Annotated in this window: 17 protein-coding genes and 1 tRNA gene; 7 read left to right on the top strand and 11 right to left on the bottom strand. The window is 40.3% G+C overall.

Annotation, left to right across the window (positions count from 1 at the left end; all coding sequences use genetic code 11):
* The first annotated feature begins 9 nt into the window (after window positions 1-9).
* From ftsZ to JS40_RS12925, 3 genes are all read left to right on the top strand, one after another.
* Entirely contained in the window at window positions 10-2,055 is a 2,046-nt protein-coding gene (ftsZ, locus tag JS40_RS12915) for a cell division protein FtsZ (RefSeq protein ID WP_034261220.1), read from the top strand.
* 147 nt (window positions 2,056-2,202) lie between these two features.
* A complete protein-coding gene (locus tag JS40_RS12920; RefSeq protein WP_034261222.1) occupies window positions 2,203-2,652 on the top strand; it encodes a GatB/YqeY domain-containing protein in 450 nt (149 codons plus the stop codon).
* A 67-nt stretch (window positions 2,653-2,719) separates the two neighbouring features.
* Window positions 2,720-2,793 (top strand) — tRNA-Arg (locus tag JS40_RS12925).
* Between the two features lie 614 nt (window positions 2,794-3,407).
* Here JS40_RS12925 and JS40_RS12935 read toward each other — a convergent pair.
* Window positions 3,408-4,439 carry a helix-turn-helix domain-containing protein gene (locus JS40_RS12935; RefSeq protein ID WP_034261226.1) on the bottom strand — a complete coding sequence of 344 codons (1,032 nt, stop codon included), beginning with the start codon at window positions 4,437-4,439 and terminating at the stop codon, window positions 3,408-3,410.
* A 162-nt stretch (window positions 4,440-4,601) separates the two neighbouring features.
* On the opposite strand from JS40_RS12935, the gene JS40_RS12940 reads away from it, so the two are divergent.
* From JS40_RS12940 to JS40_RS12950, 3 genes are all read left to right on the top strand, one after another.
* Window positions 4,602-5,132, top strand: a complete 531-nt coding sequence (locus JS40_RS12940) for a hypothetical protein (RefSeq protein WP_034261228.1) — start codon at window positions 4,602-4,604, stop codon at window positions 5,130-5,132.
* Between the two features lie 24 nt (window positions 5,133-5,156).
* A complete protein-coding gene (locus JS40_RS12945; RefSeq protein ID WP_034261230.1) occupies window positions 5,157-5,867 on the top strand; it encodes a Bax inhibitor-1/YccA family protein in 711 nt (236 codons plus the stop codon).
* Window positions 5,868-5,968: 101 nt separating this feature from the next.
* Window positions 5,969-6,805, top strand: a complete 837-nt coding sequence (locus tag JS40_RS12950; RefSeq protein WP_051957603.1) for a zinc-dependent peptidase — start codon at window positions 5,969-5,971, stop codon at window positions 6,803-6,805.
* 61 nt (window positions 6,806-6,866) lie between these two features.
* Here the strand turns inward: JS40_RS12950 and JS40_RS12955 are convergent, their stop codons facing one another.
* The 7 genes from JS40_RS12955 to JS40_RS12985 all read right to left on the bottom strand — a co-directional run bounded on the left by JS40_RS12955 (window position 6,867) and on the right by JS40_RS12985 (window position 12,987).
* A complete protein-coding gene (locus JS40_RS12955) occupies window positions 6,867-7,991 on the bottom strand; it encodes a T9SS type A sorting domain-containing protein (protein WP_034261231.1) in 1,125 nt (374 codons plus the stop codon).
* Window positions 7,992-8,075: 84 nt separating this feature from the next.
* Window positions 8,076-9,158, bottom strand: coding sequence for an AraC family transcriptional regulator (locus JS40_RS14890; RefSeq protein ID WP_084677510.1), 1,083 nt, complete (start codon window positions 9,156-9,158; stop codon window positions 8,076-8,078).
* Between the two features lie 73 nt (window positions 9,159-9,231).
* Window positions 9,232-9,894 carry a ribulose-phosphate 3-epimerase gene (gene rpe / locus JS40_RS12965; RefSeq protein ID WP_034261233.1) on the bottom strand — a complete coding sequence of 221 codons (663 nt, stop codon included), beginning with the start codon at window positions 9,892-9,894 and terminating at the stop codon, window positions 9,232-9,234.
* Window positions 9,891-10,295, bottom strand: a complete 405-nt coding sequence (locus JS40_RS12970; RefSeq protein WP_034261236.1) for a BLUF domain-containing protein — start codon at window positions 10,293-10,295, stop codon at window positions 9,891-9,893. The genes rpe and JS40_RS12970 overlap by 4 nt, the downstream gene beginning before the upstream one ends.
* Window positions 10,296-10,384: 89 nt before the next feature.
* The gene (locus JS40_RS12975) at window positions 10,385-10,780 is read right to left on the bottom strand and encodes a BLUF domain-containing protein (RefSeq protein ID WP_051957605.1); all 396 of its coding nucleotides are present in this window, start codon (window positions 10,778-10,780) and stop codon (window positions 10,385-10,387) included.
* A 138-nt stretch (window positions 10,781-10,918) separates the two neighbouring features.
* Window positions 10,919-11,782 carry a sigma-70 family RNA polymerase sigma factor gene (locus JS40_RS12980; protein WP_034261238.1) on the bottom strand — a complete coding sequence of 288 codons (864 nt, stop codon included), beginning with the start codon at window positions 11,780-11,782 and terminating at the stop codon, window positions 10,919-10,921.
* Window positions 11,783-12,018: 236 nt separating this feature from the next.
* Window positions 12,019-12,987: a hypothetical protein gene (locus tag JS40_RS12985; RefSeq protein WP_034261240.1), complete on the bottom strand. Its 969-nt coding sequence runs from the start codon at window positions 12,985-12,987 to the stop codon at window positions 12,019-12,021.
* A 186-nt stretch (window positions 12,988-13,173) separates the two neighbouring features.
* Between JS40_RS12985 and JS40_RS12990 the strand changes: the two genes are divergently transcribed.
* Window positions 13,174-13,740 (top strand): hypothetical protein, encoded by a 567-nt coding sequence (locus JS40_RS12990; RefSeq protein WP_152558185.1) that lies wholly within the window; start codon window positions 13,174-13,176, stop codon window positions 13,738-13,740.
* An 83-nt stretch (window positions 13,741-13,823) separates the two neighbouring features.
* Here JS40_RS12990 and JS40_RS12995 read toward each other — a convergent pair whose 3' ends face one another.
* From JS40_RS12995 to JS40_RS13005, 3 genes are all read right to left on the bottom strand, one after another.
* A complete protein-coding gene (locus JS40_RS12995; RefSeq protein ID WP_034261244.1) occupies window positions 13,824-14,417 on the bottom strand; it encodes an Lcl C-terminal domain-containing protein in 594 nt (197 codons plus the stop codon).
* A gap of 79 nt (window positions 14,418-14,496) precedes the next feature.
* Window positions 14,497-15,114, bottom strand: a complete 618-nt coding sequence (locus tag JS40_RS13000; RefSeq protein ID WP_034261246.1) for a hypothetical protein — start codon at window positions 15,112-15,114, stop codon at window positions 14,497-14,499.
* Between the two features lies 1 nt (window position 15,115).
* Window positions 15,116-15,661, bottom strand: a complete 546-nt coding sequence (locus JS40_RS13005) for an RNA polymerase sigma factor (RefSeq protein ID WP_034261248.1) — start codon at window positions 15,659-15,661, stop codon at window positions 15,116-15,118.
* Window positions 15,662-15,960 lie beyond the last annotated feature (299 nt).

Below are 15,960 nucleotides of genomic sequence, written 5' to 3' on the forward strand. Positions count from 1 at the left end.
ATTAAGTATATGAGCAGCAACACAGAATTTGACAACATTTCTTTTGATCTGCCAAAAAACCAATCCAACGTGATAAAGGTCATTGGCGTGGGAGGTGGCGGCAGTAACGCCATCAACCACATGTTTAGCCAAGGAATCAAAGGCGTGGATTTCGTTATTTGCAACACCGATGCCCAGGCACTCGAGAATAGCCCTGTGCCGGTGAAGATCCAGCTTGGGGTGTCCTTGACCGAAGGACTGGGAGCAGGTGCCAACCCAAAGATCGGTGAGCAATCGGCTGTGGAAAGCCTTGAAGAGATCAAGAACATGCTCGCTACCAATACTAAAATGATCTTTATCACCGCCGGTATGGGTGGTGGTACCGGTACCGGTGCCGCACCGATCATTGCCAAGATGGCCAAGGAATTGGACATTCTAACCGTAGGCATAGTGACCATCCCTTTTCAGTTTGAGGGGAAAATACGCAACGATCAAGCACAGATAGGTGTCGAGAATTTACGTCAAAATGTAGATTCTTTGGTAGTGATAAACAATAATAAATTACGTGAGGTATATGGAAACCTTGGTTTTAAAGCCGGTTTCTCTAAAGCCGATGAGGTATTGGCCACCGCGGCTCGAGGAATCGCCGAGGTGATTACCCATCACTACACTCAAAATATTGACTTGCGCGATGCCAAGACCGTACTGTCTAACAGCGGTACTGCCATTATGGGAAGCGCCAATGCCATAGGTGAGAACCGAGCACACGTAGCCATTAGTAAAGCTCTGGACTCTCCTTTGTTGAACGACAATAAAATACGGGGAGCGAAGAACGTTCTATTGCTAATCGTTTCAGGAAGTGAAGAGATCACCATCGATGAAATTGGAGAAATTAGTGATTATATTCAGGATGAGGCCGGACATAGTGCCAACATCATCATGGGAGTGGGTGAAGACGAAACCTTAGACGGTGCGATCTCTATTACCGTGATCGCGACAGGGTTCAATGCCGAGCAACAGCATGAGATCGTCAATACCGAATCGAAGAAGATCATCCACACACTGGAAGAAGAACAACGCGCAGAGCAGGTGTTGACCACCAAGCCTTCTGCGGGACCCGTGGAATTGCCCAAAGAAGGACCAACCCGGTCTTCTGAAGCGCCTTCTGAAAAAGCACCTGTTATAAAGCACACGCTGTTCGAAGAAGAGGAAGAAACGCCCAAACCACAAATGAGCCTTCCGTTCGACGGGTACATTAAGACTTCAGAATTGATCAAGAACATAGACGTTCAATTTGAAGAGATCAACATCCATCATTTGGCCGAGTTCGAACAAATTCTTATCAATGAGATCGACGTCAACGAATTTGTGATCGTTGAACCAAAACCTCGTGAAGAAGTACGTAGGCCAATTATTTCTGAAAAAGCTTCAGAAGAAGAATTTACCTATACAAAACCGAAGCAAACTTCAGAAACAGACGAACAAATGCTTATGTTCGACCTTCCATTGCATAACTCCGGTGAGGAGGATACGGAAAGGAAAAAGAAGAAGGAAGAAGAGTCTGAAATCACCACTTCACGGGTGGAAGAGATCGAAGTGAAGGACCATGTGGAGATCATTCCGGTGACTGAAGTCTCCGGCGAAGGCATAAAACGATACAGTCTGGATGATTATCAAGAGGTTGAAAACATGCTTAACGAAGCAAAACCTACTGCTAAAAGTACAGAGATCCTTGAAGAAGAAATTGTTTTTGAGAAAAAGACGATCGCAGCTCCCGAAGCACCCGAAACCGATGTGGATGAGCCAGCCGATCCAATGAACTCTCCAATTTCAAAAATACTGAGAGATCGCTCTGAAGAGCGTAAGAAGAAGATGAAGGAGTTCAATTATAAATTCAGGAACAGTGCTTCCAAAATTGAAGATATTGAAAAACAACCGGCATATAAGCGAATGGGCATCGATCTTGATGAGGGTTCCGATTCGAAAGTAAGTATCTCACGGACTTCTGTAAACACTGATGATGACGATATTGAACTGAGGTCCAATAACTCTTTCTTGCATGACAATGTAGACTAGAATCTTTGTAAAATACCTATATACTTCAATTGCTGTAACACGACGAAATCCGGATGTTTATTTTAGAACATTCGGATTTTTTTAGGGCAGAACTTCTTTTTCAGAAACCATAGAATTACTATCTTCGCACTCTATTTAAAAAGTGATATGAGTTTACAGCAACAGGTTATGGATGCCATGAAGACGGCGATGAAAGGAAAGGATACTGTTGCGCTTCAGGCATTGCGTGCCGTGAAGTCGGGGATCTTGTTAGCACAGACCGAAAGTGGTGCAAAGGAAACCATTTCTGAAGCCGAGGAACTCAAACTACTTCAAAAGTTGGTAAAACAACGAAAGGATAGTGCAGCTATTTACATAGAGCAAGGGCGTACGGACCTTGCCGAGCCGGAGTTGGCGGAGGCTGCCGTGATCGAGCAGTTCTTGCCCGAGCAGCTTAGTGAAGAAGAAGTCGCCAAAATCGTCAACGAGATCATCGCACAAACGGGAGCGACTTCCATGAAAGACATGGGAAAGGTTATTGGGATGGCGAACAGTCGATTGGCGGGAAAAGCTGATGGTAAAACAATCGCTACGGTCGTAAAGAGCAGATTGTCTTAGAATTAATATAACACCTAAACGTCTTTAGGGCAGTTAGGTAATTTGTAATAATGTAACAAACATAAACGGCCGCGTGGCGCAACTGAATAGCGCATCAGATTTCGGCTCTGAGGGTTGGGGGTTTGAATCCCTCCGCGGTCACTACAAGCACGAAGTTCTGCAATGAAAATTGCAGAACTTTTTGTTTTTCAAAGAAAAGAAAGCAAGCTTTCTTTTCTTTGAAAAACAAAAAGTGCAAAGCTTTAGCTTTGTAAACTTCGTATTTGCACAGGGGATCGCATTTGGGATCTGTAATCCCTTTTTTTTGCTTTCTTTTCTTTGAAAAACAAAAAGTGCAAAGCTTTAGCTTTGTAAACTTCGTATTTGCACAGGGGATCGCATTTGGGATCTGTAATCCCTTTTTTTTTGCTTTCCTTTTCTTTGGAATCTCCCTGCCGGCCTTCCTTTCAAGCAGAGTAATAAAGTCTCCTTTTGACGGTTGATTTCGAAGGATGTTTCCCGGCAAGCAAGTGCTGCGAAAGATGCTGTTATTTTTAAGGTATTTTGTTACAAAAAATGTGTTTTGAGATACTGCGTTAAGGCTTGAAAAGCTATTTTTAATGCGAAATAATTAGTAGGCCCACCTCGTATGGGTTTTAGTTAGTTTACAGGTGTATCCTACGGTTATTTTAAAAATTCAATCAATTTGGTAGACTTGAATTTTTTGTTTCATTGGTTGTAAGCCAGAGCCTCTTTGTTGTTACAAAGAGGCTTTTTTATTTGCTTCGTATTAGATTGCGGTTCTTCTGTCTAAATTCAGAGGGAGTAATACCGTACTGTTCCTTGAACACTTTAGAGAAGTAACTTTTGCTCGAGAGACCAATTTTTTCTACAATTTCCGAAATGTTCAACTGGGTTGAAATAAGAAGGTGCTTTGCCAAACCAAGACGGCTTTTTTGGATGTAGTTATTGACCGTACTGCCGTAAAGATATTTGAAACCTTCCTGTAATTTGTTCACGTTTAGTCCAATCTCTTCGGCCAGGGAATCAATGGTCTCGGGTTGAGAGAGATTCATATCGATCTTGCCCGCTACTTTCTCGATCAAGTTGATCTCGTGTTCTCTTAAAAGAGAGCGCTTCCCGGCGTCTTTAAGGTCATCATGATATTGAAGTACCAAATAAGTAAGTATCTGATACGCTTTTCCTTCCAGGAAGATGCGTCGTATAAAGTCATTGTTTTCAAAGGTATCTATTTTTCTGAAAAGATCTGCGATCTGTAAACTGTAGAAACCGGCATAATAAAAAGGGTTGCTTGCTTTAGAGTCCATAAAGAGTTCTTTCAGTTTGGGGTCAAGATTGCGTAATTCACAGTCCATCTTTTCCTGAAATTTTTCACGATCTATCTCCAAGCTGCTCACCTTGATCTTCTGGTTCCCCTTGAACTGAAGGATGTGTCCATTATAGCTTCTACTGGCAACAATGGAGCTTTGGTATTGGTCGATCTCGTTATAGGAGGATTCATCTTCAAAACGGTGAAGCAATCCACCGCTTAAACAAAACAAAAATTTAAGCGGGTGTATCTTGCTCACTATAAAGTGGATTTCCATATCCTCATGAAAGGTACATTCATAGATTATGAGTCCAAAACCGCCGTGAAAGTTAATGCCGCGAATAGTTCCGGTACCACAATGGTCGGGAATGCTTACATAATACTCGCCGCAATTCTCTTCGTAGCTCGTGTCAAGTGCTTCGGCGATATCCCTAATTACCTCGTACAGAGGCAACGATTTTACCGTAATTTGATTCAAAGTCTTTTTGTTTAACCTAAAAGTACGATTTTATTTTTTGTGACAAATTTTCGTGTCGTAATCCTATGGGTTTACTGAAGATAGAGAACAATTTTAAATTGTATAAAATCCTTTCTGAAAAAGCAAAAATGTGTATTTTCACTTTTTCAGAAATAAAACAATATGAACAGAATTTTAGGCATTGGATCTCGTATTGAACATCCCGAACACGGGAAAGGAGTGGTGACCAATGTGACATCACAAATGTACTGGGTAACGTTTATGGATAAAGGTCTTGAAACTATTGCCACAGATGCAGATTTCACTGTGATCGAAGCAGCCGAGGACGAAGTGGATACCGTGAGTTTTTATGAAGTGGAAAAAAGCCTTCGGGAGATCTTAAAGAAATGGAGCGATGTGAGCGAGATCGTACCCATAGCCGATAAGTACCGTGGGGGGACGTTGATCCTTCAGCCTAAAGACAGCTCCCTGTCCAACAAAGAGATACCCATTGAAACCTTTTTTCACAAGATCGTGATGCTTCGGGATCGATTGCGCGTGATGGAACAAAAGATCAACGCCAGTAAATCGATGGACGATCAAGATAAGATAGACCTTCAGCAATATATAACGCGTTGTTACGGAAGTTTGACCACCTTCAACGTACTTTTTAAAAATCAGTCACAACAATTCAAGGGCGAAAGCGCCAAGTAAATGTAATTAACCAAATAATTTTCCATGGAAGAACTACAACAACAACCCACATATCCCACGATCGTTACTTTAAGCGATGAAAAACGCGTGGCCTTTTATAGAAAGACGTATACTCATCTTGCGCTGGCCGTATTGCTGTTCATATTGGTAGAAATGATCTTTTTTCAAATTCCTGCCGTATTGAAATTCGCTCTCTCTCTTACCGAAGGGTGGCTGTGGTTATTGATGTTGGGAGGGTTTATGTTAGTAACCAACTATGCTGAAAAATTGGCGCTTACCAATCATGACAAAAACAAGCAATATCTCGCTCTCTTGCTGTATGTAGTTGCGGAAGCCTTTATTTTTATTCCTCTTATTTTCATGGCAATGATGATCGCCGATGATGGTGGGACTGAAATACTCAATCAAGCTGCCATACTAACATTATCCTTGTTTTCTGGCCTTTCGGCGATCGTGTTATTGACCAAAAAGGACTTTTCTTTCTTAAGATCCATTTTAGCGATTGGATTCTTTATTGCATTGGGGCTTATTGTGGCCGGTGTTTTATTCGGGTTCAATTTAGGGCTTTGGTTTAGTGTAGGGATGGTGGTATTGGCGTCGGGATCGATATTGTACCAAACATCAAATATGGTGCATCGATACAGTGAAGATCAATATGTAGCGGCGTCATTAGGCTTGTTCGCCTCACTCATGTTATTGTTTTGGTACATTTTGAGTATTCTCTCCAGAGACTGATCGTTGGGGGTCACGTACTAAAATTGACAAATAAAACGTTTACATTCAGACAAATAGTTTGAGTGATAAACGATTGAACCCCTACAATACCCCAAACGTGTATGATGCTACTGTTACAAACCGACGAAAATGCAACATGGCTCGCACCCTACGCCTATACCATTGTATTATTGGGGTTCGCATTTTTTTTGTTCAGGGTCTTCGAGAATTGGTATGCAAATCAGTATAACAGACCCTTGTACCGTCATTATTTTGTATACAAAAGGCTTTCAGAAACACAGCTTCGAATCCTAGAAGAAGAATTTACATTTTACAACAAACTTTCTTCAAAACACAAGCGACAATTTCAACACAGGATGGTCACATTCTTAAATGAGAAAAAGTTTGTGGGCCGAGACCAACTTATCGTTACAGAGCGGATGAAGGTGCTTGTTACAGCAATGGGGTGCATGCTTAGCTTCGGAAGAAAAAACTATGGGTATTCGTTGATCAATTATATTCTGTTATATCCCGGGGAATTTTACAGCACCATGAACGATGCGTATCACAAAGGTGAGTTCAATCCTCGTGAACGGGCACTTGTACTGTCATGGAGTGATTTTGAAAATGGCTATAAGATCACAGACGATAACTTGAATTTGGGAATACATGAATTTATGCATGCCATGCAACTGGAATCCTTGAAAAGTCGCGATCTGGATTCCTCGCGGTTTGGGAAGCAGTTCCAAAAAATCCTACAACAGCTTACGCAGCAGGAAGTAAAAGATAAGCTTGATGAAACACGGTATTTTAGAGCGTATGCATTTACCAATCAATATGAGTTCATGGCGGTCTTAACCGAATATTTTATAGAATCGCCCGGAGATTTTAAAATGCACTTTCCGAAGCTTTATCAACATACACGACAACTCCTTAATTTTAATTTTGCAGGATATTAACCGAGAGTTGCTTCCTTTGAGTCAAGCAACCCTCGGTCTCGATACTATCATTTTTTACATGCTACTTTTGTTGCACCAGTACGCGTTGTTGCGAGACTATTCCCTGTTGTGTGCCTGCAATTATATAGACTCCTTCGGCGAGATGAGAGGCATCCCATGTGGTGCTCTGCGAAAGCACAATGGTTTCAACTAATGCACCGGAAATCGTATAGACTTCCAAGGTTGAATAGCCGGAAAGCAACGCTTCGTTGAGCCGAAATTTAGTTCCTATTGTGGGTATCACGAAGGTTTTTTTTTCGTTGGTCGAAGGTGTCGACAACGGAATATCTTCGCGTATCACTATGGCATTAGGGGTTGTTAAGGAACCACTCTTCACAAAATTCTCTATAAAATTATAATTGCTGTCATATCGTTTTACGGTTCCGTCACCGCCATTACCAATAAGCATGTCGCCATTTGGGAAGAATGCAAATCCTTCGGGACCGCTGAGTCCTGTTATAAGATCTTCTATGAAGTTTCCCGCTGCATCATATCTTTTTATAATACCGTTGTTGTAACTAAACACGATCATGTTTCCTGAAGCTTCAAAAAAGATATTCGTTGGGCCATTGAGTCCGGTGTCGATAAACGTCCCCATGGCTTCGCCCGTTGTTCCGTTGAACTTTTGTACGGTGGATTGAGAATACGATGAAACGTATAGGTCGCCGGTAGCGTCCCAGGCGATGCCAATACTTCGGGGAACACCTGTAGCAGTGAATTCGCCTAAAAAGGTGCCATTGAGTTCGTAGCGCAATACCTTGTTATTTGCGGTATCCCATTGGATGACATACAGCAATCCGTCCGGTCCTACCTTCATACGCGTGGGTCCCCCAAGACCTTCGGCGAAGTTCGCTATTAGATCGCCTGTTGCCCAGTCGTGTTTTGAAATGATCCCGGCAGTGCTTAAATTTGAAATGAGTACGGCTTCTTCAGCTTCTAAGAAAATGATATCCTGTGGCCATACGATTTCGTCATTTTCCGAAGTTATTAGGGGTCCCAGAAATGTTCCGTCTGCATCGAATTTGGCAATTTGCCACGGACCTACGTTAAAGTTTCCGGCATCACTTACATACACGGCCAATTCTTGTCCGTGTAGCAAGAAGCCGGTAAGTAGGCATACCACTGAAAGTAAAAGATTGTTTTTCATGACCTGTGCTTTTAAAGTTCTATAGCACGAATGTCGAAATACCTTTCATATAAGGGGTATGATCTTATAAAAGTTAACCTATTTTCATGGTTTTTGCTCCTTGTATTGGGAAGGAGTGCATTGATGTTTCTTTTTGAATGCTTTGTAGAATGTAGCTTTGTTATTGAACCCAACGTCAAAATAAATAGATTTCACGTATTGATCGGATTCATTCCGAAGGAGACGCTCTGCTTCTTCCAAGCGATAGTCGTTCACAAAGTGATTAAAGCTCTTTCCGGCTTTCTTATTGATCACCTTCGACAATAAATGTGTTGAAAATCCTACTTGATCTGCTAAATGGACCAATCGCAATTCGTTATCGAGATATGGTTTTTCCCGACGCATATAGGTAGTGAGATGCTCAAAGAACTCATTGAGTAAGGAGTTTTCAAACGATTCATTCTTGTTCTTTATCGGTAGGAATATTTCAGCAAAAAGGGCTCCGTCAAAGATGCGTGGTTCTTTGATAATAAAATATCCAATCGTATATATTGAAAGCGTCATCGTGGCAGAGATCATATAGTCCCACTCGCTGTTAAAGAACGGAAAGTTCACCAAAACATAGTATGAAACATAGGCCAGTAGGAATAAACCATATAAACTCAACAAGACCAATGCCCAGCGATGTCTTACCTTCTTGTATTCTGTGTCGGGAGTTGCGTTGGCGCTTATTTTTTTTGCTATAAGGAAACAATAGATGCCCATATGAGCCGCAATTCCCCAGTAGGCTCCCACATACCAGCGGAGGGGAATTTCGGTCTCGCTCCATCCGGCTATTCGCAGCCATAGCACTAGGGAGGGTACAATCGCAATAACCGCCGGGATATAATGCATCCAAAAATATTTGGACAATCTGGTTTGATAGAGGTTTAAAAAATATTGATAGAGTAGCGGACCGGACACAAAATAGCATACCGGAGGTATGAAGATGAGATAAGGGTATACACGTTCATAGCGTGTCCAGAATAATACATATTGGAAGAGAATAACAGCGAAGGCAAGCAAAAGAAATGCGATAGGATAATTCTTTTTTTGTCTGCCCGTGATCAAAACCATGAACAGGAACAATCCCATAGCGACTGCTAATAAAAACAGGGACGTCCATGTATCGAAGCTAGGAGGTGTCATCACATTGATCGCTAAAATAGTACTCCCAAACTTAAATGGAGTGTATACTTATAAAAAGAAACCTTTTGGAGCTCTACTGCCTTACCAAGTCACGCAATCCTGAAATTGTATCAACGGGATTCGAACTTCCAAAAACATAACTGCCTGCTACAAGAACATCGGCTCCGGCCGAAACGAGTTGGGCAGCATTTTTATTGGTGACACCACCGTCGATCTCAATTTTAGTAGAAGCTCCTTTTTCGGTGATGATAGCACGAAGTTGTTTTACTTTTTCATAGGTGTTTTCTATAAAACTCTGTCCGCCAAAACCCGGATTCACACTCATCATACAGACCAGGTCGATATCGGTAATGGTATCACGAAGTAATTCGACAGAGGTATGCGGATTTATAGCCACGCCGGCTTTCATTCCTTCTGCCTTGATAGCTTGTAAAGTTCTGTGTAAATGTGTGGACGCTTCGTAGTGTACCGTGAGCGTGTCGGTTCCTAATAAGGCGAAATCCTTAATATAACGTTGTGGCTCCACGATCATTAGGTGTACGTCCAAAGGTTTTTTTGCATATCTGGAGATTGCTTCTATCACCGGCATTCCGAAGGAAATATTAGGGACAAACACTCCATCCATCACATCCAAATGAAACCAGTCTGCATCACTGTTATTCACCATTTCAACATCACGTTGCAGGTTGGCAAAATCGGCAGCAAGGATCGAAGGGGCAATAAGGGTTTTGTTCATATCGATAACAGAAAAGGATGGATCAATCGGTTAATTTTACTGGAAAAAGAAGTTTTGTTGTTGAAAACATCAAGGTAGTTTTTTATCTCAGATAATTCTTTTTGAGTCTTCACGACGTTGAACTTCGAGTTGTACGTGGCAAAGATAGGTTTTTTAATAGGATGATGTATCAAGGTTTCGATACGATCATGCCTGTGATCCTCACAGATCGTGTCGAAAAGTACAGTGATCTGTTCTTTTTCACCTTCTAAGACCTGAAAGAAATTGCCAAACCCATATAGCAGAATACCGGTAATATTCGCATTCGTATTGTTGCGTTGGGTTTTTTCAAAGATGGCTTCTATCTCTTTTTCAGACAGCCCCTGCCTCGCTTTACTTACATAACAGATAGTATGGTTCATGTCAGAGTTCGATAGGTTTCAATATACGAAATTGTGATAAAATGTAAAAGGCAATTGATACTGATGGTACAGCATTCAAGATAATAGTATTACAATAAGAACGGTTCTAGAATTCCCAATATGCTTTTAGAGAGGGTTTTGATATCAACAGTAGTATTGAGATACTCCTTTAAATTAGAAAGGTCTGTTTGGTTCTTAACCACACTAAATCCAGATCTATAATGATTAAAAGTACGGTCGTCTATGGACTTGTCCAGTATCACAAAAATACTGGTATGCCTTGCGTCTTTCATAATACTATCGAACAGCGGCCCAATCACCTCCTTTTTTCCTTCCAGGACCTGAAGAAAATTGCCGTCTAGGTACAGCAATATACCGGTGATGTTGTTGGAAAGGTTATTACGCTGAGTGGTCTCAAATAATTCCTCGATGTTATGAAGATCAACATGAGGAACCTTATTGCTCAAATAGCAAATTGTATGCATGTGTGGTTCGAAAGGTTGTTGCGGTAAATATAAAAAAACCTCCGGTAATCAGCCGGAGGTCATTCATCAATCAAAAAACGAACAGTTATTTTTAACTGTAAGTTGCTTTAACGGGATAAGGTTATGCAAAGCATAGACCTATCCCAGATACGTTTTTAATATCTTACTTCTGGATGTATGTTTTAAACGACGAATCGCTTTTTCTTTGATCTGTCGAACACGTTCACGAGTTAGATCAAATGTTTCACCAATTTCTTCTAAGGTCATTGGGTGTTGATCTCCCAAACCAAAATACAAACGGATCACATCGGCTTCTCTTGGTGTAAGCGTTTCCAAAGCACGCTCTATCTCGGTTCTTAGTGACTCATGTAATAAAGAACGATCGGGGTTAGGTGATTCTCCGCTACGCAATACATCATACAAATTGGAATCCTCTCCTTCCACCAAAGGGGCATCCATCGATACGTGACGGCCCGAGTTCTTCATCGATTCCTTCACATCGTTGATCGTCATGTCCAGTTCCTTGGCAATTTCTTCGGCCGAAGGCGGACGCTCATGTGCTTGCTCCAAAAAGGCAAATGTCTTGTTGATCTTGTTAATGCTACCAATCTTGTTTAAAGGTAAACGAACAATACGAGACTGTTCTGCCAATGCCTGTAGGATCGACTGGCGAATCCACCAAACAGCATACGAAATAAATTTAAAACCACGCGTTTCATCAAAACGCTGTGCGGCTTTGATAAGACCGAGGTTCCCTTCATTAATAAGATCGGGGAGGGTCAAACCCTGATTTTGATACTGCTTCGCTACCGATACAACAAAACGAAGGTTCGCTTTGGTCAATTTCTCCAAAGCACGTTGATCCCCCGCCTTTATGCGTTGTGCCAACTCTACTTCTTCATCTGCGGTAATTAAGTCAACTTTTCCAATCTCTTGAAGGTACTTGTCTAAAGAAGCGGTTTCCCGGTTGGTGACCTGCTTCGTAATTTTAAGTTGTCTCATTTAAGGTGTCTCCTGTATTACTAAGTTAAATTTGCTTGTGCATTAAGTTATACGTAACAAAACCTCAAAATGTTACAAAAGCGCGTAAATTAATTTCATAAAACACTAAGAAGACTTGTTTTTTGGGCATGTCCCGGCGTGCGACCGCCCGCCGGGACCGCGCTATTCGCTGTATCCCTCACGTATTTCTACGGGAGGGGATGCCGCTGCTATCGCTCATGCGAGCTTTGTCCTTCTCAGTTAAAATCCAACAACTGTTTCGAGTCGATCCATTGTTCCAATGCTCCTATTTTTGCGTATAACTTGTTAAAGAATTGGCGTTGTTCCTTTTCTCCCGCCGAATTCAACAACTTGGAATGTTGTAATTGTTTGTTCAAATAATCAAGAGCTTGCTCGCAAAATAGAACATCACTTGTTCTAAAATATGACAGAATGGTAAACGGGACATACAACATCTTTTCTTTTGGTGTCGTAACCAGCACATTATTATTCATCAATAACAATTCATTAAAATATAACGTAAAACCTGGTTTTGCATCAGCGACCTTTCGATGCAGCTTCTTTAATAATTCCCGTAGTTCCCAACACACTTGTTTGGCATCTGCAGCCGATAACAAACCCGCCTCATGATAAAAGTGAATTTGCTTTAGCGTACTGTTAATAGTAGTGGTATCCCAGATCTCGGTGGTGGCAACCGATTCGTACAGCGTTCCCAATCTTTTGGCAGAAGACAACAAGTCCAATCCCGGATGGAAGCCCTCAAATGGGATATCGGAATATCGTGGGTGAAGTAACTTCAGCCATACGTAGATCTTAAATTTGGCCAATAAAGTGCCGGTGAGCGTATAAAAAAGAGGGATATCCTTAGCCGAATAGGTTATGGAACTATGCGTCTGGGCTACTAAGGGAGCTAAAGACCTATACGAACTTTCAAAGTAATGATGTAATTCCGCTTCCGATGTGATAGAAGCTGTTTTATTCACAATAACACGCTCGGGATCCTGCTCTGTATACATTTGATCTAGGGAAATAGAGAAATGTCTTGCGAGCAGTACGCTTTCTTCAAGCGAAAGTTTGGCTTTCATACTGGTACGTCGATGAGCCGCATCATAACTAATATCTAGTACCATCGCCACGATATCTATCAAAGAGGTACTTGCCTCTAATTGTAAGGAGATTTGGGAGAAAAGCTGTTGCTGCATCATACTGAATCTAAGAAATTGTGAAAAACACAAAAAAATAAATAGATAATTGTAAATATACCTAATTTCTTTGCGATATATACAATAGGTTTGATTATAATTTTTAATCAATTCTTTATGAAATGTTTTATATGTACAGTGTTTACCTTATGTGCTTTCAGCATTTATGCTCAGAAAAATGCTTCTGTTGTGGAAATCGAAAGTTTAGACAATTGGGAATTGGCAAATATCTTTACGTTCGAAGTGAATAATTTTGTTCCGGTGGGTAATCTTTCAGAAACACTTAATCCAAGTCTGGGACTGGGGCTGTATGCAGGATATCCCATCAACGGTCGTATTAGAATTGATATTGGCACTTCCGTTTTTTTTCCGGCCATACAAAAACCTATTATGTACCGTACTGACAACGGAATCGAAGAGGGGGGAGCCATGTTAAGTGGTACGATCGGGGTCTGGGGCACTCGAGTTAAACGCTTGGGGCGATCGTGGTACTGGGACACACGTATTGGCACAGGACTTGGCTTCTTTCAAACGGATATAGAAACCGGGAAACCAAAAGAGACAAATGATACAGTATATGGCGCCGAAACCATTTTCCTGAGTGTGGGAGCAGCCTTTAGAACTCCTGTATTTGACCAGAACATTGGGGTCAAGATCGACTATTTTGTAGTCCCCTATAATCTTTTTAAAAAGAACCTCCCGTCACAGTTTGGAATGCAGTATATCACCATAGGTCTTGTCTATGGTTTTAAATAGTAGATGGCGTATTGAAGAATATATTACCGTTACACGATTTTATAATTCCTAAGAATCCGTTAACTGTGTAAATAAACTCATTGCTAGAATGACCGGATTACACGTATTATGGAAGGAGTCTCTTTGTTAGTGTTCAGTTTTCTGGCATCCGGTATAACTGGACTAACGCCAAAATCATATACCCAATAGTTTAAGTGTTCTCCTGTTCCTACAGGAAAAAACTCAGTGGAACTTGAATAAATTGCACCCTCCGATTCATCAAAACCTCCAATAATTTCTCTGTGTTCATAAAGCAAAGCAAGTTCATTGATGGAAGGCAAAAACCAATCTGTATACCCATTAAAATCAAACTCTGAAGCCACTCTCGCCGCAATACCGGGCTCTGAACAATTACTCAAAATAGCGAGCGTATTCGTTATACCCGAACCAATTTCTTGATTTTGTGCGATAGGTGAAGTATTCCCAATACAACCCCAAGTAGCCTTAGGAAGATCTACTGTAGCAGCAATAAGACCGTGCTCCCCAGTACTATCAATATAAAAAATAATACCACCCTGATAAGCATCCCCAATTTCAAAAATTATATCCTGCGAACTATCTGATTCGTCGTTCGAACTACAACTTGAGAAGAAAACAATTGTAGTAGCTGTTAGAAATAGGAAGATTAGATTTTTCATAATGTTCTGTTTTGCTAGTAATTATTAATGATTGCAATGAAAATTAAAAAAGTTAAGAGAATATGTTTTTAATACTATTTTAGGGATTCTTATTGTCATCCCCTTTATTTACTATCGAGTCCAATGACGTATTATTTTTTGAAATCAGGCTATCAATCACGCTCTTTTCGTTTGTTTCTATCTGCCTGCCATCTTTGCTGTTGTAGTAATAATATTTTTTTGAAACCGTAAAGGTTTCATCAATACTTTCGTTCTTTAAGTTAGCTCTATTATTAGTTCGATGAAGAGAAGGCACTGAAATCTCATGGGTTTTTTCAGTTGAATCCTTTTGGGTTTCACTCGAAGATGTTCCTTCGTCGTCATTCTTGTTTTCAATAAGGGTTGCATTTATATCATTATATTCCTTAGCGGTATGCTCTTGTACAAGTGTAGATTCCACCTGATCCTTAGTGGGAGTCGCGTTCTCCTTATATTTTCCTGATTCTTCTGAAAAAAAATCAGGTATTAATAATAACAACAATCCTATTAGAGCAATTACACTAACTCCCGTAGCCCAATAAAACAATATTTTTTTTCTACGAATCTTTTCCACGTCCAAAGAATTATTAATTCTTTCCCACAGATTACTTTCGAGAGATTTTTCACCCTCTCTAAGTTTGTCTTCAAAAAACGATCCTATTTCTCTCTTGTTTTCCATTTCACAATGCCATTGAATTAAGTAATTTTGTAAGCCCAATTATTTTATTGCGTAAAAGTATTTTTGCACGGTGATAGTTGGACTTGGATGTTCCTTCAGAAATATGTAATAGAGATGCAATTTCCTTATGTGAATAACCGTCCATTTGATAAAGATTAAAAACAAGCCTGTATTGATCCGGTAATTCTTGGATAAGCTTTAAAAGTTCATGGATATCTGTTTGAGGATTTTCTTCTAGGTATACATTTTCTTCGGGAATATCGTCATGGTCTTTTGTAAGGAAAGGACGGTTACTTTTATATCGGTCTATTGCCTTGTAAATTGTGATACGTTTCATCCAACCTTCAAACGAGCCCTTATTTTTATAGGTCCTTATCTTTTGGAAAATAGTGATAAACGCATCATGTAAATTGTCTTCGGCATCGGCTTTATTCTTGCAGTACTTTAAAGATGTAAAGTATAGCGTATCCTTATACTTCTGGAAAAGTTCGTTTTGAGCTTTTCGATCATTTTTAATACAATTCTCTATAAGTTGCGTTTCTTTCAATGATGTTTGAGTGCTAGAGTGTTTTTATCAAATAAATAAGTAAAATCATTTTTGAACTGATGTACTTTTCAATTTTAAAAGCGGTCACAAATTCTGCATTGTAAAATTCTACCTCTTCCTTATAGGTTTAGCTACGAACGTCTCATCCTGCTTGCATATTTTAATGATGATGAAAATACTTAATGCAAATAGCAATGACAAACAAATTATAAGTATTACCCTGAAATTTACTTACTACAACTTATAGTCTGAATTTTTTTCAAAAGGTTGCGTAGCCAGAACAAAAAAACTTTAGAATC

Origin of the sequence: Altibacter lentus, from assembly GCF_000746845.1 — a bacterium.
Lineage (GTDB): Bacteria > Bacteroidota > Bacteroidia > Flavobacteriales > Flavobacteriaceae > Altibacter > Altibacter lentus.

What these genes read in the sequence shown, in the direction of transcription:
- ftsZ (WP_034261220.1), top strand. Translation starts at nt 10, where the DNA reads ATGAGCAGCAACACAGAATTTGACAACATTTCTTTTGATCTGCCAAAA.
- JS40_RS12920 (WP_034261222.1), top strand. Translation starts at nt 2,203, where the DNA reads ATGAGTTTACAGCAACAGGTTATGGATGCCATGAAGACGGCGATGAAA.
- JS40_RS12940 (WP_034261228.1), top strand. Translation starts at nt 4,602, where the DNA reads ATGAACAGAATTTTAGGCATTGGATCTCGTATTGAACATCCCGAACAC.
- JS40_RS12945 (WP_034261230.1), top strand. Translation starts at nt 5,157, where the DNA reads ATGGAAGAACTACAACAACAACCCACATATCCCACGATCGTTACTTTA.
- JS40_RS12950 (WP_051957603.1), top strand. Translation starts at nt 5,969, where the DNA reads ATGATGCTACTGTTACAAACCGACGAAAATGCAACATGGCTCGCACCC.
- JS40_RS12955 (WP_034261231.1), bottom strand. Translation starts at nt 7,991, where the DNA reads ATGAAAAACAATCTTTTACTTTCAGTGGTATGCCTACTTACCGGCTTC.
- JS40_RS14890 (WP_084677510.1), bottom strand. Translation starts at nt 9,158, where the DNA reads ATGACACCTCCTAGCTTCGATACATGGACGTCCCTGTTTTTATTAGCA.
- rpe (WP_034261233.1), bottom strand. Translation starts at nt 9,894, where the DNA reads ATGAACAAAACCCTTATTGCCCCTTCGATCCTTGCTGCCGATTTTGCC.
- JS40_RS12970 (WP_034261236.1), bottom strand. Translation starts at nt 10,295, where the DNA reads ATGAACCATACTATCTGTTATGTAAGTAAAGCGAGGCAGGGGCTGTCT.
- JS40_RS12975 (WP_051957605.1), bottom strand. Translation starts at nt 10,780, where the DNA reads ATGCATACAATTTGCTATTTGAGCAATAAGGTTCCTCATGTTGATCTT.
- JS40_RS12980 (WP_034261238.1), bottom strand. Translation starts at nt 11,782, where the DNA reads ATGAGACAACTTAAAATTACGAAGCAGGTCACCAACCGGGAAACCGCT.
- JS40_RS12985 (WP_034261240.1), bottom strand. Translation starts at nt 12,987, where the DNA reads ATGATGCAGCAACAGCTTTTCTCCCAAATCTCCTTACAATTAGAGGCA.
- JS40_RS12995 (WP_034261244.1), bottom strand. Translation starts at nt 14,417, where the DNA reads ATGAAAAATCTAATCTTCCTATTTCTAACAGCTACTACAATTGTTTTC.
- JS40_RS13000 (WP_034261246.1), bottom strand. Translation starts at nt 15,114, where the DNA reads ATGGAAAACAAGAGAGAAATAGGATCGTTTTTTGAAGACAAACTTAGA.